Genomic DNA, 26,030 nt, shown 5'->3' with positions numbered 1-26,030 from the left:
GGTTCTGGGGGTGGAGCGGCATGGCACGGGTGGCACCGGAGATGCGCCACGAGATCCTCGCGGCTGCGGCGCGGCGCTTCGCGTTCGCTGGTTACAAGGGCACCTCGTTGCGGGACATCGCCCGCGACGTGGGCTGCTCCAAGGCGGCGGTGCTCTACCACTTCCCCGGCAAGGAATCCCTCCTCATTGAGCTGATGGCCCCGGCGCTCGCGGTAATCCGGGCGCTGGAGGACAGCATCGTCGCCACGGCCGGTCCGGCCGCCGCGCAGCGGGTCGCCATGGAGGGCTTCGTCGACCTCGCGGTCCGGTTCCGGCGGGAGATGGCCCTGCTGCGAGGCGAGTTCCGGGAGTTGCTCGAGAGCCCCGAGTTCGCGCACCTGGAACGGTTCGCCGACCGACTCGTCGACGCGGTAGCCGGGCATCCCGAACGCCCGGCCGCCCGGATCGCCGCGCGGGTGATGCTCGCCGGGATCGCCGAAACGTCCGGCGACTCCGACGACGTACCCGACGACGAACTACGCGAGGCGCTGCTGGCGCTGCTACGCCGAGCGATCGAGCCCGCCGACTGACCATCCAACCACGTCGGAGGACACCCGCCTCGGGCGGACGCTTTCGCGGAACGCTTCGTGTGCAGCGTCAGAGCGGAGTGCACCGACCGGGTATTGATCTACAACGAACAGCTGGCTGAGACCCCGCTCGCGCTGTGCGACCTGCCCGCAGCACTGACCGAGCGGCAGCGCCGCGGGCAGGAGCCGCTACCCGGAGTCCTCCCGCTGAGCACGCGGCTGAAGGCTACGTTTGCCACCGACATCCGGGCGCTGCCCGCACCCACCCGACGATTGCTGCTGCTCGCCGCGCTGGAGGCGGATGCCAGCCTGACCACCGTCCGGACTGCCGCACAGGGCCATGCGGACGTCGACGACCTCGCCTCAGCGCAGCAGGCGGACGTCCTGCAAGTGGACACGGTCACCGGCCGCATGGTGTTTCGCCATCCGCTGATGCGTTCGGCGATCGTGCAGACATCGTCGCCCGACGAGCGCCGATCAGCCCACCAAGCGCTGGCCGCCGCCCTCGCGGGCAACCCGGAGCACCGGGTATGGCACCTGGCCGAGGCCGCGACCGGACCGGATGAGGAGGTGGCCCGGGCGTTGGTGGAGGTGGCCACCTCCACCTGGCGGCGCTGTAACCCGTCAACCGCCGGCGCCCGAGGGTCAGATGAGGCGGCCTTCTCCACGCGTCGCCGCGTCCACCGCGGTGGCCGCGCTCGTGCGCGCCGGTGAACTCAGCCCGGACCCGGCCGACCGATCCCGCCGACTGGTCGACGCCGCCTTGCTCGCCAGCATCACCGGTCAACTCGACGAGGTGCCCCAGTTGCTGGCCGACGCCGGTCAGGCACCGGACACTCCGACCGGGTTGGTGTTCGCCGCCACGGCCCACCTGCTCACCAACAATGAGGGTGACGTCGATGCCGCCTACCGGCTGCTGGACCGGGCGCTCGACGACGTCGCCGACACCGCCGACACCACCGGCTTGGACTCCTACGCGGTCCTGTACGCACTGCTGGTTGTCAGCATCTACGCCGCCCGACCGGAGCCCTGGGAGCTTCTCAAGTCGGAGCTGGACAGGTTCGACCCGGAGACGGTCGCCCCGTTCCGACTGTGCTACGACGCGTACACCGACCCCGTCCGCACCTCCGATACGGTGCGGGAGGGTCTCGCCCGCGCCTTCGCGGCCCTGCCCGCCCATGCGGCACTCTGGCAGGTCGTGCCCTTGGCCTACGCGGCCGTCGGCGTTGACGACTTGTACGGCTACCGGTACCTGATTCAGCGCATGATCGAACGGGAACGCGACGACGGCGCGATCGGCGTGGCCATTGCCGGGTTGCTGATGCTTTCCATCGACTCCTATGAGCGCGGGCAGTGGGACGAGGCCGACAACCTGGCACGTGAGGGGCTGGACCTGGCCGCAGCCAACGGCTACCGGCTTCTCGGGGAGCAGCTCCGGTTCCAATTGGCATTTGTCGCGGCCGCCCGCGGCAACGTGGACCTGACCCGGGCCCTGACCGACGAGATCTCCACCTGGGCGGCGCCGCGCGGCATCGGGATAACGCAGTCGTGCGCCCGGCACGCGCGCGCCATCGCCGCCCTGGGCGAGGGCGACTACGAGGAAGCCTATGTGCAGGCGATCCAGGTCGACCCGCCCGGTGCCCTCGCTCCCGGCATCCCGGGCCGCTGGGCGATCATGGATTTGGTCGAGGCGGCGGTCCGCGCCGGACACATCGACCAGGCCCGCGCTCACGCCGCCGCCGCCCAACAGGCCGACATGGCCCGCATCTCCCCTCGCACAGCGCTGATCACGGCCGGTGCCGCCGCCGTGGCCGCCGACGACGATGAAGCCGGCCCGCTGTTCGAGGCCGCCCTGTCGCTGCCCGCAGCCGATCGGTGCCCGTTCGAGCGTGCTCGCATCCACCTCGCCTATGGACAACGGCTGCGCCGCACTCGCGTCACCACCCGAGCCCGCCTGCACCTGCGCGCCGCCATCGACACCTTCGACCAGCTCGGCGCGCTGCCGTGGGCGCAGCGGGCCCGTAACGAGCTACGCGCAACTGGCGTGGCCACCAGCCGGCCCGACACCTCGCCCGGCACCCGGTCAGCCAGCCTCACCGCGCAGGAATGGCAGATCGCCACGCTGGCGGCCACGGGCCTGACCAACAAACAGATCGGCGAACGGCTGTTCCTGTCCCACCGCACGGTCGGCGCCCACCTGCACCGGATCTTCCCCAAACTGGGCATCACCTCCCGCGCAGCCCTACGCGCCGCGCTGGAGACGATCACGCCGGACGAGAACGACCAGGCTCTATAGGCTGGACATTGCTCAACCCATAACTCGATTCGTGCATGGTGCCTTGATCCAGCATGACGGTTGCCTGGACCGTGCGTCGCGGCGAGCTGGACCGCCCGCCGCAATCGGATGACGCGTCGCACGGGTGCTCGCCCTACCCGTGTTGCCTGGTTGCCACTTTCGTGGGCGCCCGACCCCCGAGGATGCCGAGTTCCTGGGCTGAGCGGACATGGTCGAACCCGACGGGTAGGTGCCGTGGGCCGCGCAGGACGGGATTGGGTCGGTATGGCGGCGGGTCGGCGAGCAGGCGGGGATTCTCCAGCCGCCGGGCCAGCTCGGTGAGCGCGATCTGGGTCTCCAGCCGGGCAAGCGGTGCGCCGAAGCAGTGGTGGACGCCGCCGCCGAAGCCCAGGTGCTGGCTTTCTTCCGGGCTGAAGTCCATGCGCTCCAGGTCGTGCCGGTCGGGGTCGAACCGGTCCGGATCACGCACGTGGTCGGGATCTCGGCTGCCGGAGGCAAGGACCAGCTGCATCGTGGCGCCGGCCGGGATCGTGGTGCCGGCGACCTCGATGTCGTCCAGTGCCTTCCGAATCAGCATGTGCACGGGCGGTTCGTAGCGCAGCAGTTCCTCGACCGTGCGGATGACGAAGTCGGGTTCCTGGCGGATCCGATCGAGCATGTCCGGGTGGCGCAGCAGGGTCAGCATGCCGTTGGTGATGAGGTTGACCGTGGTCTCGTGGCCGGCGATCAGCAGCAGGGAGGCGTTGGACAGCAACGCGGCACGCGACATCCCCTCCCATGTACGGTCGTCGGTGACCATCGCCGACAGCAGATCCTCGCCCGGTAGCTGGTGGTGGGCGTCGATCAATGTGGCGAAGTACTGACCCATCTCGGCAAAGGCGTCATCGGCGTGCCGACGCGCCTCCTCGAACCCCTGGGCTTGCGGGCCGAGGCCCTCGACAATGGCGTCGGCCCAGACGTGGAACCGGGGCTCGTCCTCCACCGGCACGCCGAGCAGCCGGCAGATCGCCGTCACCGGGAGCGGGTACGCGAAGTCGTCCACCAGATCGACCTCGGTCCTGCCGGTGAAGCTGTCGATCAATCCGGTGACGATATTCATGAGGTCAGGCCCCATGCGATCGATCCGGTCGGGTGTCTCGGGCGGGCCGTAGTGTCGATTCATGAGCCGCCGCATGTGGTCGTGCTCCGGCGGGTCGGTCGAGATGAAGCCGCCCAGCTTCACCACGTCCCGCGAGCTGGTCCGGGGGTCATGCAGCAGGGCGACGATGTCGCGGTACCGGCTGACGACGTAGTTGCCGTCGGCCTCGCGTACGACCGGTGTCGTCCGCAACTGCCGGTAGAGCGGGTAGGGATCGGCCCGGTTGGTGTAGTCCAGAACTTGCTCGAAGACGCTGGCCGTTGCCATGACGGCTTCCTTCCACGGTTGCTCCACGGGTCTTGCGACACTCAGCCCGACACTCAGCCGCCGTGCACGAGCACGGCGCGGCGCTCGCTGGGCTGGTGGCCGGTGAGCACCACCGTGGCTTGGGGGGACGGCTCCGGCCGTACCTCGGCGGGCACCGGCTGCCGGGTCGAGGGCTGGTCGACGGTGCGCAACCGCGGCGGGAAGGGCGCGGCCTGCTCGATCAGCCGGCCGTAGAACTCCAGCCACATCCCATGGTCGAAGGTGACCGCGGCGGTAATCCGCCCCCGGCGGCCGTAAGCAGCCACGAACCGGCGGTCGTCCGTCGATCCCTGCGCAACGACAACCTCGTCGGCGTAGGTGGGCACCCCGATCGACTTGATCTCGGTGCCGAACTGCGTGGACCAGAACACCGGCAAGGCGATGTGCGGCCACTGATCCGGACCGGCGCTGATCATGTTGTGCGCCGCGATCTCGGCCTGGTCTATGGCGTTGCCCCAGTGCTCCAGGGCCATGAACTGGTAGTCGTAGACCGGCTGCGGAAAGCGCGCCACGTCCCCGGCGACGAAGATGTCGTCGGTGACCAGTCCGTTGACGTCGAACGCGCGACACCCCGCGTCGCAGGCCACACCCCACTGACCGGCAGCCAAACCGGAACCGTAGAGCCATTCGACATTGCGCTTCGCACCCAGCGCCGCGACCGCGACGTTGACGTCCAGCGTGCTGCCATCCGACAGCCGCGCCCGGCGAAGCCGACCGTCCGCGTCGCCTTCCAACGCGTGCACCGACACCCCGCACCGAAGATCCACGCCGGCGTCGCGCTGCATCTGCGCCGCGACCCGGCCGATCGCGGCGCCCAACGCGCCGGCCAAGGGTGCTGGTCCCCGGTCTGCCACCGTGACGGGCAGGCCCAACTCCCGGCAGTCGGAGGCAACCTCGCAGCCGATGAACCCGGCCCCGATCACCAACACGTGCCCCGGGTCGGCGGCCAGCCGCTGCCGCAGTCCGGCGGCGTCGTCGCGGCTGCGGACCGTGTGCACGCCGTCCAGCGCCGCCTCATCGGCGTTCGGCCACGGCCGGGCACGCACGCCGGTCGCGATCAACAGCCGATCGAAGGCCACCTGCTCGCCGTCGGCGAGCAGCACCCGCTTGTTGCGCCGATCCAGCCCGACCGCCGGCTGCCCCAGCCGCCACTGCGCATCCAGCGAGCCGCTGCGGGGCAACGCCGTATGCTGCGCCGGCACCCATCCGGTCAATACCTGTTTGGACAGCGCGATCCGATCGTAAGGCTCGTACGGCTCGTCACCGATCAACGTCAGCGAACCGGTGAAACCTTCCCGGCGCAGCGTGTCCGCGGCCCGCAGCCCCGCCAATGAAGCACCGACGATGACGATCCGCTCGACTCCGGTGGCAACCTCTCTCGCCCGGGTCTTGGCCGCGGCCACGGTCTCGCGCGTCTGATAATCGAGCACGATGGCTCGCACAGGGCACGACGCCGCCGCACGCAGCACCTTCTCCCGCTGCTCCTCGCCAGGGTTCGGCTCGTACACCAGCGCTTCATCGCCGGGCATCCGGAACACCTCCGGCGCAGCGAAGGCACACTGCCCGTACCCCTGGCACCGGGTCAGATCGACCACCAGCCTCATAGCCAAAGGCTAGGGCCATATCTCGTACCACCACCTCACCCGACGTGGACGAAGCCGAGCGGCCGGCCCACGCTCCAGCGCATTGCCGTGCCTGCTCACTGCTGGGTGTGGCGCAGCAGGGCGTCGGTGGTGCGCTGGATGTGCGCGGCCAGCGCCGCGGTCAGCCCGTCGGCGTCCCGCGCGACCGCCAGGTTGGTCAGCTGCCGGTGTTCGGCGGCGATGTCACGGGTGTCGTCGTGGGCGAGCGTCTGCGACCACACTCGGTACAGCTCCGCCGCGTCCCGCAGCGCCGCCGCGATGCCCTGCAGCCGGGGGCTGCCGCAGCCGGCGAGCAGCGCGGAGTGGAAGTCGCGGTGGCAGTCGATCCAGTTCTCGTTGACCCCGCCGTCAGGCAGGAGCGTCGGCGTGCGGTCGAGCGCGTGATGGGCAGCCACCAAGCCGGTTTCCCAGGCCAGATCGCCGTGCTCGACGGCGCGGCGCGCGGCGAGGCACTCGATGTCGACGCGGGTGTTGGTCAGGTCGATCAGGTCACCGTCGCTGAGCGAGATGACTCGGAAGCCGCGCTGCGGCGTTGCTACGACGAGGCCCTCGGCGGACAGCCGGCTGAGCGCCTCGCGGATCACCGACATGCTCACCTCGTGCCGCTCGGCCAGCGCGACGAGCTTCAGCTTCGTACCCGGCAGGATCCGGCTGGTCAACAGGTCGGCGCGCAGCTGGTCGTACACGGACCCGGCGCGGGTGCTCCCCACAACAGACACCAGCGCCACTCTAGTCGAAATTTCGAAATTCTGCTCGCCAAAATTTCGACATTCTATTGACTTGTCGACAATAAGGTTGATGAGATGCAGGTACACCTCACCGCCGGAGGCATCGACCGCGTCCGGCCGAACGAACCCGCCACAGCAGACGGTCTACCCGTCGCCGTCTTTTGACCCATTCCCTTCACTGACGATCGAACGGAGCACCACCATGTACGCGGCCGTCGTCCACGATTTCGCCTCACCGCCGCGCTACGAGGAGTTCCCCGATCCGGCGGTCGCCGATGGCACGGTGCTCGCCCGCGTGGAGGCGAGCGCCGTGCACCAGATCGTCCGGTCGATCGCGTCCGGCCGGCACTACAGCAGCGCGGCACGGCCGCCGTTCGTGCCTGGCATCGACGGCGTCGTGCGGTTGCCCGAGGGTCAGCGTGTCTACGCCGGCGGATTGAGGCCGCCGTACGGCATGCTCGCTGAGTTCGCCGCCGTCCGGCCGCCGGGCATCGCGGTCCCCGACGGGCTGAGCTCCGCCGTCGCTGCGGCGATCGTGAACCCGGCGCAGTCGTCCTGGCTGCCGCTCACCGCCAACCTCGTGCCCGGCGCCACGGTGCTCGTACTCGGCGCCACGGGCATCGCCGGGTCGCTTGCGGTGCAGGCGGCGCGCCTCAAGGGCGCCGGGCGGGTCATCGCCGCCGGCCGGAACGTCGCGGGGCTGGAGCGCTGCCAGGCACTCGGCGCCGACGCGACCGCCGAACTCGGCGAGGGGTTTGCCGACGGTCTGCGGCGGGCCGCACCCGACGGCGTCGACCTGGTGCTGGACTATCTGTGGGGTCCGGCCGCGCTCGCCGCGATCGCCGCCCTCGACAAGCTCGCCACACCGTCGTGGCACGAGACGCGATGGCTGCAGATCGGATCGGTCGCCAGCGGGTCGATCCAGTTCGATGCGGCCCTGGTGCGCAGCCGTAACCTCCGGCTCAGCGGGCACGGCGTCGGCAGCGGCGACCCGGCGGCCTGGCCCACGGCGATCACGGAGGTGCTGCGGGCGGCGGCCGACAGCCGGCTCACCATCGACGTCGAGACCGTCCCCCTGCGCGACATCGAGCGGACCTGGAACCGTCCCGCCCGCCTGGTGTACGAACCGTGATGCAACCGCCCGGCGATCTCTAGAACCGGCACGTCCCAAGCGAACAGCGCCGCCGTCCGCGATCAGAGCGCCTGACACCGGGACCGGGCTTGGTCTAGGTTTCCCAGCCCGCTCCCTGGCAGCACCAGAACGTGGCGTAGTCGGTATTGCAGCCGCCGTCGATGGACGTGATTCGATGGCTGAGGGTTCCTCTGCCGGACGAAATCCTGCGGCGGTTCGATTCAAATTTCGACGCTAACGTTCGCGGGCTGGGCATCCTTCTCGCGCAAGTCCGGCCCGACGCCGCTTGTCTGGGGGCCCGGGCGGCAAGATGCACAAGCGGATACGCCTGGCGGGCATCGTGCCGCTACATCGATCATAGTGGGACCGCTAACACGGACGGTGGATCCACGACGAAACATTCGCTATGCGGGAACTGAAATAACTTCAGGGAGATTGACATCATCGGGTAGCCCGCCTATGTTAGCGCTCACATACGGACTGTCGACGTAAATAGCGCGAGCGTGCTCACCGGCGCCGCCACCCCGCCCTCCGCCAATCACCCCAACGGGCGCATTTACCTCTGGCAACACCCCTCCCTCCATGACCCGCCGCTGGCGCCCGGCCTCGGCCGTGGCCGACACGAGAAAGTCCGACGATGTCACTCTCCTTTTCTGTACCGGCGACGCGTCCATCGCGACGTCGGGTCCGCCCCGTGCTTGCCTGCCTGACAGCTCTGACCACCGCCCTGGTCGGGGTCGTGACGCTTGCCTCACCCGGTGAGGCTGCCACGCTCGACGAGGGCCTGATCCTGCACTACGACCTCACCCAGACCAGTGGCACAACCGTCAACGACAGCTCGGGCCGCGGTGGCAACGGCACCCTCAGCGGCGACGCCACCTGGCAAGGCACCGACGGCCTGCGCCTTGGCGGCACCGACGGTCACGTCCGCCTGCCTGACAATGTCCTCCGGGGCCTCACGGACGTCACCGTCTCGGTACAGGTCAACATCGCGACCGACCAGAGCACGCCCTACTTCATCTGGGGCCTCGGCAACACCGGCTCCGACGGCGTCGGCAACGGCTACCTGTTCACGACGGGCAACGCCTTCCGCGCCTCCATCGCCAGCGGTAACTGGTCCACGGAGCAGACCGTATCGGCGGGTCGCAACCTCGGCCGCGGCAGTTGGCGCACCATCACCTACGCCCTTGGCGGCGGTACTGCGGTCCTCTACGAGGACGGCGTCGAGGTCGCCCGCAGTACCGGCATCACCCTCACCCCTGGTTCGATCGGAGGCGGCACCACCACCGCCAACTACCTGGGGCGCTCCGTCTACACCGCCGACAGGTACCTCAAGGGGCAGGTCCGGGACTTCCGCATCTACAACCGCGCCGTGACCACCGACGAAGCCCACGCACTCGGCGAGCAGACCGCCACCGGACGGGCCGCGGCGGACGCGGCGGCTCTCACCGTGGGTGACACGTCCGCAGTGACGGACAACCTGAGCCTCCCGACCACGGGTGCCGGCGGTTCCACCATCACCTGGTCGTCGAGCAATCCTGCCGTGGTGTCGGACACGGGTGTGGTCACGCGTCCCGCCCCGGGATCGGGCAACGCGACCGTAACGCTGACCGCAACAGTGTCCTACGCCGGCTACACCGCCACCCGCGAGTTCGCCGTCACCGTCGTCAAGGACATCACCGACCAGCAGAAGGTCGACAATGCCCTCGCGGCCGTCGTCATCTACGACCAGCAGGCGATCCGCGGCAACATCACGCTGCCCAGCCGGGGAGCCCGCGACGTGACGCTGGCATGGACCGCCAAGGATCCCGACATCGTCACCAATACCGGCGAGGTGACCCGCCCGCCGTACGGATCGAGCGCCGCCAAGGCCCGGCTCAGCGTACGCGCGACCAAAGGTGCGGCCACCGCCGTGCGCAACTTCACCCTGACCGTGCTCCCGCTGCCCAAGCAGGAGCTACTGGAGGGCTACGCCTTTACCTACTTCACCGGCGAGGGCACCGCCGACGGCGAGCAAATCCACTTCGCGGCAAGCCGCGGCAACGATCCGCTCAAGTACGACGAGCTCAACGGTGGCCGCCCGGTCCTCACCTCGACCGAGGGCGACCAGGGCGTACGCGACCCGTTCATCATCCGCAGCCCCGAGGGCGACAAGTTCTACCTCATCGCCACCGACCTGAAGATCTACGGCAACGGCGACTGGGACGCGAGCCAGCGCACCGGCAGCAAGTACATCGAGGTCTGGGAGTCGACCGACCTGGTGAACTGGTCGCAGCAGCGGCACGTGCGGGTCTCCCCCGACACTGCGGGCAACACCTGGGCCCCCGAGGCCTACTACGACGACACCATCGGCGCCTACGTCGTGTTCTGGGCCTCCAAGCTCTACGCACCGACCGACACCGCCCACGCCGGCAACACGTACAACCGCATGATGTACGCGACGACCCGCGACTTTCGCACCTTCAGCGAGCCCCAGGTGTGGGTCGACCCCGGCTACTCGGTGATCGACTCGACGGTCATCAAACAGGGCGGCGCCTACTACCGCTTCACCAAGGACGAACGAAACAACACCTCCAGCACCCCGTGCAGCAAGTTCATCCTGGAAGAGAAGTCAACCCAGCTGCGCAGCACGAACTGGGACTTCGTCCGGGACTGTATCGGCAAGGCGACGGCCACGTCCGGTGGCATCTCCAGCGGTGAGGGTCCGACGATCTTCAAGAGCAACACCGAGAACAAGTGGTACCTATTCATCGACGAGTTCGGAGGGCGCGGCTACGTGCCGTTCGAGACCACCGACCTCGCGAGCGGGCAGTTCACCATGTCGACCGGCAACGACCTGCCGGCCCACCCACGACACGGCACCGTCCTGCCCGTTAGCAAGGCCGAACTCGACCGTCTTCATCATGGCCCGTCACCAGCGCCGGCCACCAAGAAGGGCATCATCGCGGACTACCGGCTCGCGGGCGGCAGCGGCGCGACGGTCGTCGACAGCTCCGGCAACGGCCGCAGCGCCACCATCCGCGGCGGCGTCACCCGTGGCAGCGACGCGATGACGTTCGACGGTAACAGCGGGCACGTCGACCTGCCCGACAACCTGCTGACCGGTCTCTCCGACGTAAGCGTCTCCGCCCAGGTCTGGGTCGACCCCGCACAATCCACCCCGTACTTCATCTGGGGTCTTGGCAACACCACCAACGGTGTGGGCAACGGCTACCTCTTCACGTCCGGCAATTCGTACCGCACCGCCATCGCGACGGGAAACTGGTCGACCGAGCAAAACACCGGCACAGGTCGGGACCTCGGCCGCGGCAGCTGGCACACCATCACCTACACCCTGTCCGGCGGTGTGGCCCGCCTCTACGACAACGGCGTCGAGGTAGCCGAAAACACGGGGGTCACGATCAAACCGGGCGATCTCGGCGGCGGCATCACCACGGCGAACTACCTGGGCCGCTCCCTCTACGCCGCCGACAACTACTTCAAGGGCAAGATACGCAGCTTCACGCTATGGAACCGCGGCCTGTCGGCCGGCGAGGTGCTCTCCGTCGCCGGAAACGAGACCGCCATCGGCTCGGTCAAGCTCGACGCCCTCAAGGTCCCGGCCATCATCAACAGCGACACGAACACCGTCACCCTGCCCGTCAAGCCCGGAACGGACATGACCGCGCTCGCACCCAACTTCCGCGTCAGCGACGAGGCGCGCCTCACTCCAGCCAACGGCTCGACGCATGACTTCACCAACCCCGTCACCTACACGGTCACCAGCGAGGACGGCACCAGCCGCGCGTGGACCGTCAAGGCATTGGCCATGAACAGCCCCCTCCTGCCCGGATACAACGCCGACCCCAACATCGTGCGCTTCGGCGACACCTACTACATCTACGCCACCACGGACGGATACCCAGGCTGGTCCAGCACCACCTTCAAGACCTGGTCGAGCAAGGACCTCGTCCATTGGACCGAGCACCCGACCATCCTCGACCTCGGCCCGGACGTGTCGTGGGCCGACGGGCGAGCCTGGGCGCCGGCCGCGATTGAAAAGAACGGCAAGTACTACTTCTACTTCTGCGCCGATGCCAAGATCGGCGTCGCTGTCGCCGACTCCCCGACCGGCCCGTTCACCGACGCGCTCGGCAGGCCGCTCATCGCCACCAACCCCGATGGCGGCCAGGCGATCGACCCCGCGATCTTCACCGATGACAACGGCCAGACCTACCTGTACTGGGGCAACGGCAACGCCTACGTCGTGCCGCTCAACCCCGACATGACGTCCTTCGACTCCAGAAAGGTCAAGCGCATCACGGGTCTCACCGGGTTCCGCGAAGGCCTCTTCATGGCCAAGCGTGGCAGCACGTACTACCTCAGTTGGTCCATTGACGACACCGGCAGCGAGAACTACCGCGTCGGCTATGCGACCGCGACGAGCCCCATGGCGGACGGGCTCGTCAACCGCGGCGAGATCCTCACCAAGGACGTCACGCTCGGCATCCTCGGCACCGGGCACCACAGCATGATCCAGGTGCCAGGCACCGATGACTGGTACATCGCATACCACCGCTTCGCCATTCCGGGCGGCGACGGCACCCACCGCGAGGTGACCATCGATCGCCTGCGCTTCAACGCCGACGGAACCATCGCCAAGGTCGTACCGACCCTTGAGAGCATCCCGCCGCTGACGCACTGAGTCCGAGGGCGGACGTCACACTCCCCCGGTGACGTCCGCCCTCCCAGGGTCACCGCAGCCCCGGGCAGGCGTACGGCAGGGCGGCTCGACGAGTACCGCAACGCTTCGGCGGGGTCGAGCCGATCTGCCGTGTCCTGTCAGCGCATGGTGTGTCGATCGCGGCCAGCACCTTGCGCGTGCCGACAATGACGTCCCACCCTGGTCACGGCCAGCGCGGGGCTAACGACGCGCCAATGCCTGCTTGGCCCTCCCCGCAGGCCGCCGCTGCCCGACTCCGACGTCCGCCGGAAGAGCCGGCGAGCCGCGGCGGGCTCTCCGGACCGCTGTTTGCGAGCAGGACCGCCGGGTAACTCGCAGAGGTGGCTGTTCTGGACAACAAGACGGTCGCACGGTACACCCTGGTCGTCATCGGACTGGTCCTGGCGACCGGGTTGCTGCTGGCGCTCGTGTACCAGGCACGCCAGGCCATCACGTGGATCGTGATCGCGACGTTCTTCGCCGTGGCGCTGCGCCCCGCGGTGAGCTGGGTGGAGCGCAGGGCACGGTGGCTGCGGCGTTGGCTCGCTACGCTCATCGTTTTCATACTCGCGTTCGCGCTCATCGCCGGCCTGGTCGCGGCCCTCGTCCTACCGCTGGCCCGCGAGGCTGCCCACCTCGCCGACAACCTACCGAAGACGATCGCCGACGTACGGGCGGGCCGCGGCCCAATCGGTCACCTGGCCAGGCGCCTCCACGTGCTGAACTACGTCCAGACCCACAGCGAACAGCTTCGCGGGTACCTCTCCCGTCTCGGGGCGCCGACCCTCGCCTTGCTGCGCGGAGCGGTGACCGGGGTCGCCGGAGTCGTCACCATCTTCGTGCTGTCCTACCTCATGGTGCTCAAGGGGCCGAAGGTCACCAACGGCGTCCTGGCCCTGTTCGACGAGCGGCACGGCCAGCGCATCCGCCGGGTCGGCGGCGACTGCGCGAAGACGGTCACCGGGTACATCACCGGCAACCTGCTCATCAGCGTGATCTGCGGGCTGCTCACCTACGTGGTCCTCGCCGTCCTTGGCGTCCCCTATGCCGGCCTAATCGCCCTCTTCGTCGGCTTGACCGACCTGATCCCGCTCGTCGGCGCGACGCTCGGCGCCGTTGTCGGCGTCATCGCGGGCTTCACGCAGTCGGTGATCGCGGGGATCGTCATCATCGTCTTCTTCATCATCTACCAGCAGGTCGAGAATCATCTGTTGCAGCCGGTCGTCTTCTCGCGCACCGTCCAGCTGAACCCGCTCACCGTGCTGGTCGCGATCCTGATCGCGGTCGAACTCGCCGGCATCCTCGGCGCGCTGCTCGCCATCCCGGTGGCGGGCATCATCCAAATCGTGGCCCGGGACATCTGGAACACCCGCAACGGCCGGCTCAACAACGAGCCGGCCGTCGGAGCGCAACAGAGGCCCACCACCACCGCCGCGCCCGACGACGACGAGCCCGGCGCGAGGCCAAACGATCCGCCTCGAGCGCCGCCGACGTGACCAGCGTACGAACGAACTGCACATCGCATCCTGATCCGGCTGTCATCAACGGCTGCGGGCACATGCACGCCCGCAGCCGTTTGACGGACGACAGCCCGCTCGGCAAGGTTCGATTCGCGCCGACGCAAGCTGCAGGCTCCCGTGCCGGTCATCCGGTGGCAGCCGCAGGTCGGGAGAGGGGCCCGGTCATGTTCACCGCCGCACAGCGCGCCACCGTCGTTCCGCCGGAACCACCGACCCGGCCACCGTTGTCGCTCACCGATGTGCGCGCCACACGAGCCGTCCTCGACGGAGGGCGGTGGCCCCGCTCCAGGGACCCCGCGACGACCCCGCCGTAACGGGCGGCGGCGCCACGGCACCGGCCGCGCCCAGCGGGCTCACCGCCACCGCAGCGTCCCGCACCCAGGCCCGGCTCACCTGGACCGACAACGTCGACGACGAGACCGGCGACCGCATCGAACGCTGCCAGGGCACGGGCTGCACGACCTTCACCGAAATCGCCACCGTCGGCGCCGGCACCACCACGCTCCTCGACGGCGGCCTCACCCGCAACACCGCCTACACCTACCGGGTGCGGGCGTTCAACACCACCGGCACCTCGGCGTACTCCAACACCGCGACCACCAGAACCACGCGGTGACCGACGCGGGCCGCCCGCCCGTCTGTTTCTCGCGCGAGCCGCTTGGCGGCCTCCCGCCGGTTGGCCGCGGGCGGCTCGGCCACGCGACGGCCGCCAGGATGCGGTACACCCACGTGCGCACCGAGGAACGGCCCTCGAACGTCGCGATCCCCCGCAGTACACCCAGCCAGGTTTCTTGCACGACGTCCTGCGCGGCGTGCTCGTCGGCGACGAACGCCCGCGCCGCGCGCAGCAGACCGGGCGACCACGCGTCGATCAGCGCGGCGAACATCGCCTCGTCGCGCTGCCGCAGCCGGGCCACGATCACCGCGTCGGCCGGCAGGGCCTCATCGGCGACGGACACGACCAGCACTTGTAGCGCCCGTCACGGCGGGTTCAGCTCGGCCGCGCCGAACGACACGTGGAAGCGGGCACACCAGATGGTGACGCTGCGGTACTGCGTGAGGTCGGCCTCGGCCGGCACCGCGTAGTTCTGGCTGCCCTTGTTGCCCTTCAGCGGCCCGAGGTCCACGTGCCGGCCGTCGTCGAACACGAACCAGCTGTCCTTGCCCGGCTGGACCGGCGCGTCGGTGAGCCACACCTGCAACTGCGGCCCGTTGCTCGTGTCGAGATCTTCCAGCCGCAGGTACCGCGACCCGTCCGACGCCTGCACCAGTTGAGCCGAGCGGACGTGGAGTGCTCGTGGCCGACGAACACGCCCCGCGCCAGCAGCGCCGGTCCCACCGATGGCGATGCGGCCGCCGCCGTCGACGCGACGGCCACGGGCGGGGCCTCGTCCACCGTCTCGTCGACCCAGAGCTTCCACGGCTCGAACAGCGCGAGCGCCACCCCGACCGCGACGACGGCCACCGCGACCACCGCCGCCCACACCCGGCGACGCCGGCGCATCACAACAGCTCCGGGTCCTGCTCGACGCACAGCAGCGCCGGGCCGTCCGCGGCGAACAGCTCGGTCATCGCGGCGTCGAGCTGGTCTCGGCGCTCCACCCGGATGCCGGTCGCGCCGCACAGCCGGGCGTACGCCGCCCAGTCCGGATTGACCAGGTCGGTGTGCCAGACCGGGAAGTCCCCGGCCCGCTGCTCCTTGGCGATCTTGCCGAGGGCATGGTTGTCGAGCAGCACGTGCTTGATCGGGGTGCCGTACTTGACCGCGGTGGTCAGTTCGGTGGCGTACTGCCCGAAGCCGCCGTCGCCGGTCACCGTCACGACCGGGCGCGCACCGCCGGTCGCGGCCCAGGCGCCCAGCGCGGCCGGGTAGCCGAACCCGATCGAGCCCAGGTAGCCGGACATGAGCACCGGCTGGCCGGCCGACTCGAGGTACCGGCCGAGGGAGTACGCGTGGTTGCCGACGTCCACGGTCACCACGGCGTCCGCCGGCAGGTGCCGCGACAGTGCCTCGAACACCGCCGCCGCCGACACGCCCGCGCCACGATCGTCGGCCGCCCGGCGCGCCTTCTCCGCCCGCCAGATCGCCCACCGGGCCGCGACGTCGACGCGCTGGTCCTCGGCCTTCAGCGGATCGTCGCGGTCCAGCGCCGCCAGCAACGCATCCAGGGTGAGCCCGGCGTCGCCGAGGACGGCCCCCTACATGGTCGCCACGCCAACGACGGCGACGCGGCCGTGAAGGTCGGGAAGGCGGCCGCAGATCGGGCTGCGCACCCCGCCTCGGTGACGACCGCGACCTTGCCCAACAGCTGTAGATCCATCACGCGGCCTCGTAGAACCAGCACTGCGGGCATCGCCGGTCGCGTGTCGGCCGCGCACGGCGACCGGCACGCGATCGGGCGACGTGGTTCAGCCGTCGTGTGTGCTGCGGTGATGGTGAGCTTGGTGACCGCGTCCGGAGTTGGAGATGAGGGACCGGTGCCCGGCTCGCACCTCTACGACGTGGGAGCCGGCGCGGTGGGCCATGCATCGTTGCTGCGCCGGGCGTGATGATCTTGTCCTGGGTACCGACGAGGTACCAGGATGGGATCGTCTCCCAGGCTGGCGTAGCAGATGGTTCGTTGCCTGCGCTGAAGGCGATCGGGCGTTGGGTGGCGATCGAGACCGACGCAGGCTGGCTCGTGCTCACCCACGGCGTCGGCCCGATGCGGCAGTACGCCATCGGGGCGCTGCTGCTCGACCTGCACCACCCCGAGCGCGTCATCGCCGAGCTCGCCGGCCCGCTCCTGGCCCCGACGAGACCGAACGCGACGGCTACGTCCAACGTCGTCTACTCCTGCGGCGGCCTTATCCACGACGGCATACTGTGGTTGCCCTACGGCGCCGGCGACGTTCGTGTCGGCTTCGCCACCGTCACCCTCGCCACACTCATCGCGGCGATGACAGCGACTCGAACGCCCACCAGGACTTGACCACCGACTGCCGGCCGCGGCGCCGGCGGCTTCACGTGTTCATCGTCCGCGCGGTATGCATCCGTGACGTGGGGGCGTACGGTGTCCATGTCACCCCGGTCCCCGGTGGCGGAGTCCTGCAGGCGTTGCGGGCTCGCCGTCCACCTGAGGATCAACATGACCGGGACTCCGCCTTGATTGATCGTGGCCTGTCCGGCTGCGCCCCAACCGGTGCGCACCCTGCGACTGCATCGAATGCTTTGCTCGAAGGGGGTAGGTGGTATCCCGGGCAGTAGCTTGCCCGGGATACCACCACGACCCTCCCGACAGATCGGAGGACTTCATCCGTCCACTATGGAACTGAACGCCCGATCTTGCCCACATGCTCACCCCAGCCGGATCCCGCGCGACGGTGGGGCCCGCGCCGCAGCCCGACAACGTCCTGGGCGCTCCGGCGCCGCAACGCGGGCAGCGCGCACGGCAGCCGATCTGACGGTGGCATGGACCCGTTGTGGGCGGCCGTCTGCGCGCAGGGTCGCCACCGGCCGGTCGGGTCCGGCCGCAGTGGCGCCTGGGTGGCGAGGTGCCGGGAGGCGCCTACCGTGGTTCGGAGGTCGGCTCGTCGGTCAGGTCGGCCACGTCGAGCGCGAGAAGGTCGAGCAGGCTCGCATTGCGGGCCGTGTCGATGTGCTCCGGCAACACCCGATCCACCCAGCCCGCGCGGTCATGCTGACCCCGGCTGCGAAGGACGGCAAGGACGCTGGACTTCGAAACGGTCATGGCTGCTCCCGAGGGTGCTGATTTTGTCCTGGGAGCCGCCCGGGACCGGGCGACACGCCCTTACCCTACGCCCGTTCGTCACCCTACGCCCGCTCGTCGACGACCGCCGCGGCGCGGACTGCGCGGCGACGTGAGCGGCCGACCTCCGCCTCGGCGTCGGCGCGGTCGGCCCAGACGCCGTGCTCGGCGTCGATGGTCTTGCCCGGTTCGAGATCCTGGTAGATCTCGAAGAAGTGTTGGATCTCCATACGGGGTGGGCCATCATCGGCACGAGACGACCTCGATCAGTGGATGCGTCCATCAGCGACGGACTGTCAGCCACCGGGGTCCGGAGCAGCGCCTTCACCCTACGCCTGTTCACTCGATCACACACGTCCCGGAAACGACCGACACGCGCACAGATGGCAGACGCCCACCGAGCGGTCGGTTGTCAGGTCGATCTTCTCCGACAACCTGACCCAGGCCGAGATCACCACGCGAATCGCGATGTCACAGCCGATTGGCACACGGCCACTACGCGCCAGCCCTGGCCGCCCTACCTGCCCTGCGGCTCTGGTCGATCGATGCGACCGAAAGGCGCGAGCCCCACGCACCGTGGCTGCCGGCCGACCGGGCTCATCGAACGGCCGTAGCGAGGGCAGCGGCGAGGGGATCCGACACGGGTCAACTCGTCGGGACAACCTCGATGACCTCGTCACACGAGCGGCGCAGTGCCGCCGGTACCGCGGGCGCGCTCTCGTTGACGCCGAGCCGGACGGTCAGTTGCGGATACCCGGCTGGTGCGACCGCCCCGCGCAGCACCGTCCGCGCGCCGGGGACCTCGACCACATCGCTCATCGCCGACGACGCCAGCCCGATGGTTGTGGCGGTGAGCAGGACCGCGCTGAGCGCCTCCCCGGTGCGCAGCCAGTCCGTCCTGGTGTCTTGTGCGGTCGCGAACGCCAGGTAGGTGGTGTACCGGTCGTCGCCGGGGCCGGGAGCCAGCCCCGGCATCGCGCCGGGAGCGACGTCGTGTGCCGGCCCGGTCCGTGTCACCTTCGGGACGGCCGCCGTCGCCGGCACACCGTCGCGGGTCGGTGGGGCACGGTGGGTCGGCCAGGTGGCGATCTCGTCCTGGTAGCCGAGGTCGCGTCGCTCGAATGTCGCCGCTGACCGTGCGGCGAATGCGCGGAAGCCCACCTGCAACGGGTCGAACACGTGCGTGCTGACCTCGAACGGTTCGGTGGTTTGGCGCAGCAGGTCTATCACCTCGTCCGGGAGCGGCCGGATGCCCAGGAACGGGCGCCGATCGGTGCAACGGGTGCGCAACGCGTGATGCAGGCGCATGTCTTCGACTGTCACTCGGTGCGGGCCGGTGAGCGTCAGTCTGGCGAGCAGGTCCGGGTCGGCTGGATCGTCGATCCGTTCGACGGTGGCCGCGGCCCCGAGGACGGCGAGCACGACGGTGGCATGGTGCAGGACGGCACCGCAGCTGACGATCATCAACCGGCCCTGCGGGTCGGTGGCGGTCAACTGGCTGGAGCGGTCCGCGTGCAGTTCGAGGGTGTTGCCGCGGATGCGCCAGCGCCACGGCTGGGAGTTCTCGATCGACGGGGCCAGACACGCCACGCGGGCCGCCTCGTACAACACATCCTCGGCCGACAATGACGCGGGTTGCTGCATCTCACCCATGGTTGTGTCTCCAGGCCCTCGCGTTGCGGGGTGTTGAGAACTTCCGGCATGGGCAGCACCATCCGACGCAGCGCGACGAGGTTGCGGCGCAGACCGAACAGCCTCAACGGTACGCCGTCGAGCGATCTCCTCGACGCCTTTACGGTCAGCGGGGGCGTATTGACCGGCTGGTCGTTCGGGGGCCTCGTCAATTCGGCTACCGGCGCCGGCAGGTCCACGAGCCCCGTTGTCCCGGTCGCCGTCGACGGTGGTGATCGCGACCGGGGCGTGGCTCCCACTGCCCGTGCAGGACGTTGTGGCCGATCTCCATGTTCTCCAGGATCTTCGCGACGGCCAGACAGGCGGTGCCGGCCAGCCAGGCCGGCGGCAGGATCGAGGCCATCAGCAATGCCCGGCCGCCGACTCCAAGGCCCCGCTGTAGCGTGATGACACGGCGGATGTAGCGGGCGTCGCCGTCGCCCAGGCCGGCGATCACCGCATCGCGGATCCGGTCCAGTTCGCGGCCGATCTCCTTGATGTCGACCTCGGACAGATGGGCGGTCGCGCCGGCGGGCACAGGTGCGGTAGCTGTCATTGAACGGTCTCCTACTGCTCGCTTACAGGTCGATCTCGACGGGCCCTGCGGCCGCTGACACACAGGTTTGAATCCCACTCCCTCGCCGCCGTGTTCGCGACCGGTGCGCAGGTCACGTACCTGGCCTACACGCAGCCGGGCCACGCAGCTGTAGCAGATGCCCATGCGGCCGCCGCTGCGGCGCAGCCAATGCTTACCTGCACAACCACGCCCGCCTGCGGGACCAACCGCACCAGCTGGTTGAACGCCAGCCGCGAACTCCGTAAATCAGCGCATGCATCCCTGTTTCATGCAGGGCTGCTATGGGTGGGGGTTCAAGTCCCCCTCCGTCACGAACCCCACATCACCAAGCCCGTGCCGACGGTCGAGATCGCACCCCTCAATTACCCCCCGAAAACCCGCCGAACGGACGACAATCTGCGACAAGGCCAGAGCCGTCGCCATGAGCGTTTTGGCAGGTCAGCGTCAAGTAGCGACAAGCAGTGAAACGACCAAAGCGGGTGCGACCCAGAACAAGGGGTCGTGGGTTCAAATCCCGCTGTCCCGACATACCGCAAGGGCCGTTGACGGTAGGGCGTAAGCCCTGGTCAACGGCCTTTCGTCTTCCGCTCGGAGATCACTCTGGTTGATCTAGACGACTTCCGGCCGGGGACCACTTTGGGACCACAGTCAAAGGTCGCGCCTGACCGCCGGCCGTCTCCGTCCAAACTGTCGGGTCTCAGGACACGGGTGACAGATCAGTCTCAGGACGTGGGTGACACGTCCGGCTAGACGATCATGTCGTTGACAGGGTAGACCCAGTGCTGCGGTTCAGGGTGTTCCGAGGAATGGGTAGGTCTGCTCGATAATCGACAGCGTGCTCAGCATTGTCGGGAGGTCGGTCTGGTCGAGGTCGTTGATGGTGAACGACAGGACGTTTCCCGAGCCGAGATCGTCGTCAAGCTGTCCTGTTACGCACAGCGAGCCGTTCGGCAGGCACGCCACGGATAGCGAGATCCAGTGCTCGATCGAGGTGAGCGTTGCTTCGCCCTGCAGCTGATGGTTGATCTGCTCGAGTCTGCGTCTGAAGGTCTGCAGCTCGTCGACGCGCAGCCCGGCGTCGATTTGCGCGGTGAAGCAGCCCAGTGCGGCGGAGATAGGGCTCAACAGCCAGTTGCCGTCCCAGTAGTCGCTACTGCCGGCGTGCATCCTTCCCAGCACGCGGATTTTCAGGTGGTCGGCATCAGGACGTCCGACAAGCAGCTCGGGTGGTTCCGTCACGCGGGCGATCATGCCATCGGGTTCCGAGCGCACGTTGGAGATTTTGGACTGGCTGCTGCGGGCGGATGCGATTCGGTCGCGTTCCGTGGGTCAGGCGGCAGCGGCGAGCGTCGCGGCGGTTCGGGTTTGCGGACCTTGAATCGGGCGATCGGCAGGGTGGTGGTGCGGGCGGCCTCGGTGAGCAGTTCGTCGCCGTCGTAGACCCGGAACGTGTGGTCAGCGGACTCGACCGTGACCGTGCGGCCGGCGTGGACCATTCCGACGTGGATGCGTTGCCGGGCAACGGTAAGGGAACCGCGGCAGCTGATCCGCCGCTGGACGCGGACGGGTTCCGGTGCCGGAGTCGGTGATGGTCCTGCGGGGCGGGCATCGCGGATGCGGGCGTGTTCAGCGGGGGTCAGCGGGTTGGGCAGACTGCGCAGCAGAACGCCGTTGTCGATCAGGTGCAGCAGGCCGCCGTCGAGACGCACGGTCAGGCGCCGGCCGGCGAAGTGGTAGCCGATGGGGTGTTGCCGGCCGGCCAGGCCGATCAGGCCGGTGGCGTTGACGGTGCGGTCGACCTCGATCGGGTCGCCGGGCTGACCGGTGGGGATGGGTGGCGGGCCGGCGAGCCGTCCGCCTTCGTCGAGGAGCCGTTGCAGGTGGGCGACGGTCAGCCGGGACGGGACGGTCTTGAGCCGCACGCCGTTGGTGAGCAGGTGCACCACGGTCGTGTCAGCCCAGAACGTGACCATCGCACCAGCCCGGTCAGGACCGAGCCAGAACTGCTGGCCGCAGACGGCCAGGTTCCCGGACAACGGCACCGCGCGGGTGAACTCCACGGCCAAGTCGAGCGGGTCGACCCCGTTCGCCGAGAGCATCACCGAGGTGGGCGTCACCGTGCTGGTGACCGGGACGGCCGCTGGGGCGGGTACCGGGCCAGGTTCGGGCGTTGCGGCGGCGAGAGCTGCTGGCAGCCGCAACGGCAGCCGCTCATCAGTAGGTCGTGCGGCAAACCGGTCAGCCGGGAACGCCATGTCCAGGGACTGGTGCGGCCGGTCGGTGTTGTACTCGTTGCGGAACGCGTCGATCGCCGCTTGCGCGGTCTGCAGGTCGGGCCAGACCTCGATCTGGTCGAGCAGTTCCCGTTGCAGGGTCTGATGAAACCGCTCCACTTTCCCGGTCGTGGTCGGCGTGCGAGGTTTGGTGTTGCGGGCGACGATGCCGTTCTCCCGGCAGATCCGCTCGAACATGACCTCGGCCGGACGGGGCTTGGTGAACCGTCCGGTGAACTGCTTGCCGTTATCGGTGAGCACCTCGTCCGGGACCCCGAAGCCTCGCAGCGCCTCGACAAACGCGAGACAGACCGCTCGGCCAGTCGCCCTGCGCACCACGGCGGCGATCACACAGAACCGAGAATGGTCGTCCACCCCAGTCACGATCTTGGTTTCGGATCCGTCGGCCAGCCGAATCCCGTCAACAATGTCCAGTTGCCACAGTTCCATCGGCACCTCCCGCTGCCACCGCCGATAGTCCTGCCGGCGACGACGGCGAGGCATGACGTCGACCAGGCCGTGCCGCACCAGAACCCGATGGATCGTGATCCGCGACGGAACCGGGCCAGGACAGCCATTGCGGCCCAACTCGAACTCGATCCGCCGAGCACCCCACCGCGGATGCGTCCGGCGCAGCTCACAGATCGCCGCCTCCACCTCCGGCGGGGTCTGCGCCGGCGAGGTCTGCGGACGGCTGGACCGGTTCGCCAGCCCGTCCAAGCCTTCCTCGCGATACCAACCGATCCAGCGATGCACCGCCTGACGCGACACCCCGAACCGCTCCGCCACCTCAGTCACCGGCACCCCGGCATCGACTTCCAGCACAGCCCGGTACCGCTGTTCTGTCATGGTCCACTCCACCAACACTCGGCGGAGTGTCACGCACGTCCTGATACCGATGTGTCACGCAGGTCCCGAGACCGGACACGTCTCCGTCCAAACCTGAGCGCGCAGTTCCCATACGTCTTCAAGGCGGCCCTAGCGGGCCGCTCGCACAGCTCGGGGCACGGCGGCGCGGCCAGGCCAGCGGACACGCCGATGCCCCGACCATTCTCGCCGAGGACGACCGGGGCTACACGCTCGATGGCCACCACGCTGATCAGGCGGCAGGAGGTACGAGCGTGACGAACCTGCGGCCCGGGGCCTAGGGAGTCCGCTCGAACGGAGCCCCCCTAGCACAGCGTCCAAGATCGACAGAACCTTGCCAGAAACTGTGGCCTCACAGGTTAAGCAGAGCCCGTATCGGGTTAGGGAAGGCCCCTATGAAGAGGACTGGCCCGGGCATTGACGCGATCGTTGACACGGGATCCCGGCGGCAGTCGACCCCGTCACCGACCTTGCTGGCCACGCCCCCGGCGCCGAACGAACGTGGGGCGATGCGATCTTCCTCACCAGCGAGGTGACGGCCGCCGGCCACGACTTCGGAGTCCTGGTGTGGACGGGCAACTTCCCCAATCTCGACAGGCGGATACTGAGCTTCGCCGTCACCGACGAGACCACCGGCTGGTACAAGGACCACGAGACCGACATCGCCGAGAGCGACTACACCTGGGGCGCGAGCGGGCTCAACATCAAGATGCCCGGCCTGACCTGGACGGGCAACGCTCAGAAGATGTCGGTGAAGGCGACCACGCCGTGGGGCTGCCTCGACGTCCATCTTGAGGCCACGGGCCCGGACTTGAAGTACGCCGGTACCGGTACCTTCCCATCGCACGGCGTACGGAGCAGCCCGACCTGGCAGTATGACTTCCCCTCCATGCGGACCACCGGCAGCCTGACCATCCAGGGCCAGACCCACAACGTCTCCGGGGAAAGCTGGATGGCCCGCCAGTGGGGCCGGATGCCCATGGACGACCCCTGGATGCGCTGGACCTGGATGATCCTCAGCCTCCCCTGCGGCGACAAGGCCGCCATCTGGGACATCGTCAGCGGCGAGACCGAGAACTGCTGGGTGACGGTCCTGCACCCGGACGGCTCCTACGGACTGGCGGCGGTCAAGCCCCTCGCAGACGGCGCGGACAAGCTCTGGGCCAGCCCCGCGACCGGCAAGGCCTACCCCACCCGCTGGCGCGTCGACATCCCGTCGCTGAAGACCCATCTCACCATGCACAGCACCAGCACCGAGGCCCGGGAATTCACCGGCGGCCTGAGCCCCCACATGGAGGTCACGGCCGCCTTCACCGGCGCCTACGAGGGCAGGGAGGTCACCGGCAGGAGCCACGTGCAGATGGTCGGCAACTGGAGTCCTCAGCCCACCTCGCCGCGCCGGTGAGTACCACCGCCCCATACCGCTGATCCCGACCAGGCCGGACCCCCACCGTCCGCGGCGTCCTCGAGCGCGGCGGCCAGGGCGAGCCGGCGCGGGGTGCGCCGGTACCATTCGACCGCGCCACGCAGCATCTGTAGGTCGCCGGTGAGCACTCCCTCGGTGTGGTCGGCCGCGGCGGCGAGCGAGAGAACGCCCGGGTTGCGCTCGCCGAGCCCGCGGGAGGCGCTGACCGCCGGCCCGGGCCGGATCGCCGGAGCGCTTCGCGATGTGCACCAGCGTCGCGGCCGCCGCCGGGTCCTGCGCGATGAGCGCGGGCCGCTCGGGCAGGGCGTCGAACATGGCGGCGAGCGTGGCGGGGGCGGCCTCGGGGCCGACAAAGTGTTCAAGGAGAGTGTCGAGGGGCGCCGCTGGCCGAGAGCCACAGAAGTCGCACTCCTGCTCGGAGTCGGCGTCCGCCTCAAGCGCAGCCCGTAGGGCGGGCTCGTCCACGCAGCCGGTACAGATGTACTGGCTGGTGAACGACCATCCCTGGTCCCACTCGTCCATCACTGCGTCAGCCGTGGACGCAGCCGGGCATCATCGAACCATGCGGATGCGAAGCTTCTGGGGCGCGCGGCTGTGGCCGGCGGTCCTGCTCGTCTGGGTGGTCCGGCTCGCCGTCGTGGCGTTCGCGGTCGCGGGCGTCTGGATCACCTGGCTATCGACCAGCAGCTGGGTCGACGTGATCGGCGCGGCGGTGCCCGCCGCCGGCCTGGTGTGGGCAGCGCTCGTCGTCGCGGCCGACTCGCCGGGCTGGCTGCCGGCCGGGGTGGCCTGGCGCTACGAGATCGCCACGGACGAAGGCCGCGAGTATCACCACGCGGGGCTGGCCAACCACATCGCCCGCCGCGATCCCGGCCGGGCCGAGCGGATGCTCCGCCTGGGCATCGCGGGCGGCGGCGTACCGCAGTGCGTGGACCTGATGCGGCTGTTGCGTCGCCAGGATCGCGCCGGCGACCTCAATGCTCTCCTGGCCGACCTTGCGGCGACGGGCACGCCCCAGCAGCTGTGGTGGGCGGTGCACCGGTTCCGCGACGAGCCGGCGATCGCCGCCCCGCTGCAGGGCGGTGTGGCCGCCCACTCGGACGACGAGCTGGATCACGAGGTGCACGCCGCGCTGCTGGCCGACACCGGGGCGTTCGACGAGGCGATGGCCGCGCATGCCAACGCGGTGCGGAAGCGGGCCGGGCACGATCCGGGCAAGCCGTCCGTCGAGGCGCTGCTGCGCACAGCCCGGGCGCTGTCGCGCGCGAAACGGTACGCAGACGCGGAGCGCGTGCTGCACGCCGGCGGCAACGACCGCGAGGTTCGGGACCTGCTCGCCGTCGTCGTGCGGCAACGCGGAACCTCAGCTTCCGTCAACTCGTGAGGTTCGTCGTCTGCCCGTGTCGACGGCTGAGCACGTCGAGCAATCGAGCCCT

The 26,030-nt window shown here is 69.2% G+C and carries 21 protein-coding genes and 1 pseudogene; 10 read left to right on the top strand and 12 right to left on the bottom strand.

The window, feature by feature from the left end; genetic code table 11:
- Positions 1-20: 20 nt before the first annotated feature.
- The 3 genes from ABD901_RS46655 (at position 21) to ABD901_RS46645 (ending at position 2,862) form a co-directional block, all read left to right on the top strand.
- The gene (locus ABD901_RS46655) at positions 21-569 is read left to right on the top strand and encodes a TetR/AcrR family transcriptional regulator (RefSeq protein ID WP_345138254.1); all 549 of its coding nucleotides are present in this window, start codon (positions 21-23) and stop codon (positions 567-569) included.
- Between the two features lie 93 nt (positions 570-662).
- A complete protein-coding gene (locus ABD901_RS46650) occupies positions 663-1,280 on the top strand; it encodes a hypothetical protein (protein ID WP_345138251.1) in 618 nt (205 codons plus the stop codon).
- Positions 1,216-2,862, top strand: coding sequence for a helix-turn-helix transcriptional regulator (locus ABD901_RS46645; protein ID WP_345138248.1), 1,647 nt, complete (start codon positions 1,216-1,218; stop codon positions 2,860-2,862). The genes ABD901_RS46650 and ABD901_RS46645 overlap by 65 nt, the downstream gene beginning before the upstream one ends.
- 133 nt (positions 2,863-2,995) lie before the next feature.
- Here ABD901_RS46645 and ABD901_RS46640 read toward each other — a convergent pair whose 3' ends face one another.
- The 3 genes from ABD901_RS46640 to ABD901_RS46630 all read right to left on the bottom strand — a co-directional run bounded on the left by ABD901_RS46640 (position 2,996) and on the right by ABD901_RS46630 (position 6,668).
- A complete protein-coding gene (locus ABD901_RS46640) occupies positions 2,996-4,267 on the bottom strand; it encodes a cytochrome P450 (RefSeq protein WP_345138246.1) in 1,272 nt (423 codons plus the stop codon).
- 53 nt (positions 4,268-4,320) lie between these two features.
- On the bottom strand, positions 4,321-5,910 hold the full coding sequence (locus ABD901_RS46635) for an FAD-dependent oxidoreductase (RefSeq protein ID WP_345138243.1): 1,590 nt from the start codon (positions 5,908-5,910) through the stop codon (positions 4,321-4,323).
- A gap of 95 nt (positions 5,911-6,005) precedes the next feature.
- Entirely contained in the window at positions 6,006-6,668 is a 663-nt protein-coding gene (locus ABD901_RS46630) for a GntR family transcriptional regulator (RefSeq protein ID WP_345138241.1), read from the bottom strand.
- A gap of 211 nt (positions 6,669-6,879) precedes the next feature.
- Here ABD901_RS46630 and ABD901_RS46625 point away from each other — a divergent pair, with 211 nt between their 5' ends.
- The 4 genes from ABD901_RS46625 to ABD901_RS46610 all read left to right on the top strand — a co-directional run bounded on the left by ABD901_RS46625 (position 6,880) and on the right by ABD901_RS46610 (position 14,647).
- Positions 6,880-7,809, top strand: coding sequence for a quinone oxidoreductase family protein (locus ABD901_RS46625; protein ID WP_345138239.1), 930 nt, complete (start codon positions 6,880-6,882; stop codon positions 7,807-7,809).
- A 739-nt stretch (positions 7,810-8,548) separates the two neighbouring features.
- Positions 8,549-12,493: a family 43 glycosylhydrolase gene (locus ABD901_RS46620; RefSeq protein WP_345138236.1), complete on the top strand. Its 3,945-nt coding sequence runs from the start codon at positions 8,549-8,551 to the stop codon at positions 12,491-12,493.
- 359 nt (positions 12,494-12,852) lie between these two features.
- A complete protein-coding gene (locus ABD901_RS46615; protein WP_345138234.1) occupies positions 12,853-14,007 on the top strand; it encodes an AI-2E family transporter in 1,155 nt (384 codons plus the stop codon).
- A gap of 298 nt (positions 14,008-14,305) precedes the next feature.
- On the top strand, positions 14,306-14,647 hold the full coding sequence (locus ABD901_RS46610) for a fibronectin type III domain-containing protein (protein WP_345138232.1): 342 nt from the start codon (positions 14,306-14,308) through the stop codon (positions 14,645-14,647).
- Here the strand turns inward: ABD901_RS46610 and ABD901_RS59270 are convergent.
- From ABD901_RS59270 to ABD901_RS46595, 3 genes are all read right to left on the bottom strand, one after another.
- Positions 14,589-14,990, bottom strand: coding sequence for an RNA polymerase sigma factor (locus ABD901_RS59270; RefSeq protein ID WP_380131899.1), 402 nt, complete (start codon positions 14,988-14,990; stop codon positions 14,589-14,591). The two genes, ABD901_RS46610 and ABD901_RS59270, sit on opposite strands and share 59 nt — an antisense overlap.
- A 21-nt stretch (positions 14,991-15,011) precedes the next feature.
- Positions 15,012-15,299 carry a DM13 domain-containing protein gene (locus ABD901_RS59265; protein WP_380131898.1) on the bottom strand — a complete coding sequence of 96 codons (288 nt, stop codon included), beginning with the start codon at positions 15,297-15,299 and terminating at the stop codon, positions 15,012-15,014.
- Between the two features lie 235 nt (positions 15,300-15,534).
- Positions 15,535-16,191: a thiamine pyrophosphate-dependent enzyme gene (locus ABD901_RS46595; RefSeq protein WP_345138230.1), complete on the bottom strand. Its 657-nt coding sequence runs from the start codon at positions 16,189-16,191 to the stop codon at positions 15,535-15,537.
- 461 nt (positions 16,192-16,652) lie between these two features.
- Between ABD901_RS46595 and ABD901_RS46590 the strand changes: the two genes are divergently transcribed.
- A complete protein-coding gene (locus tag ABD901_RS46590) occupies positions 16,653-17,003 on the top strand; it encodes a glycoside hydrolase family 130 protein (RefSeq protein WP_345138226.1) in 351 nt (116 codons plus the stop codon).
- Positions 17,004-17,579: 576 nt separating this feature from the next.
- Here the strand turns inward: ABD901_RS46590 and ABD901_RS46585 are convergent.
- The 6 genes and pseudogenes from ABD901_RS46585 to ABD901_RS46555 form a co-directional block, all read right to left on the bottom strand.
- On the bottom strand, positions 17,580-17,762 hold the full coding sequence (locus tag ABD901_RS46585; protein ID WP_345138224.1) for a hypothetical protein: 183 nt from the start codon (positions 17,760-17,762) through the stop codon (positions 17,580-17,582).
- Positions 17,763-17,845: 83 nt separating this feature from the next.
- Complete coding sequence (locus tag ABD901_RS46580) at positions 17,846-18,010, bottom strand: hypothetical protein (protein WP_345138222.1); 165 nt, start codon at positions 18,008-18,010, stop codon at positions 17,846-17,848.
- 415 nt (positions 18,011-18,425) lie between these two features.
- On the bottom strand, positions 18,426-19,424 hold the full coding sequence (locus ABD901_RS46575) for an Acg family FMN-binding oxidoreductase (RefSeq protein WP_345138220.1): 999 nt from the start codon (positions 19,422-19,424) through the stop codon (positions 18,426-18,428).
- A gap of 280 nt (positions 19,425-19,704) precedes the next feature.
- Positions 19,705-20,007: pseudogene (locus ABD901_RS46570) on the bottom strand (acyl-CoA desaturase); the annotation flags it as partial.
- 810 nt (positions 20,008-20,817) lie between these two features.
- Complete coding sequence (locus ABD901_RS46560; protein WP_345138218.1) at positions 20,818-21,300, bottom strand: WapI family immunity protein; 483 nt, start codon at positions 21,298-21,300, stop codon at positions 20,818-20,820.
- Positions 21,276-23,150 carry an IS481 family transposase gene (locus ABD901_RS46555; protein WP_345138215.1) on the bottom strand — a complete coding sequence of 625 codons (1,875 nt, stop codon included), beginning with the start codon at positions 23,148-23,150 and terminating at the stop codon, positions 21,276-21,278. The genes ABD901_RS46560 and ABD901_RS46555 overlap by 25 nt, the downstream gene beginning before the upstream one ends.
- Before the next feature lie 550 nt (positions 23,151-23,700).
- On the opposite strand from ABD901_RS46555, the gene ABD901_RS46550 reads away from it, so the two are divergent.
- Together ABD901_RS46550 and ABD901_RS46545 are read left to right on the top strand one after the other, a co-directional pair.
- A complete protein-coding gene (locus tag ABD901_RS46550) occupies positions 23,701-24,573 on the top strand; it encodes a lipocalin-like domain-containing protein (protein WP_345138213.1) in 873 nt (290 codons plus the stop codon).
- 583 nt (positions 24,574-25,156) lie between these two features.
- Entirely contained in the window at positions 25,157-25,978 is an 822-nt protein-coding gene (locus ABD901_RS46545; protein WP_345138211.1) for a hypothetical protein, read from the top strand.
- Positions 25,979-26,030: the final 52 nt, after the last annotated feature.

Origin of the sequence: Dactylosporangium darangshiense, assembly GCF_039537565.1 — a bacterium.
Classification (GTDB): Bacteria; Actinomycetota; Actinomycetes; order Mycobacteriales; family Micromonosporaceae; genus Dactylosporangium; species Dactylosporangium darangshiense.
This window is presented reverse-complemented; position numbering and strand designations above follow the sequence as displayed.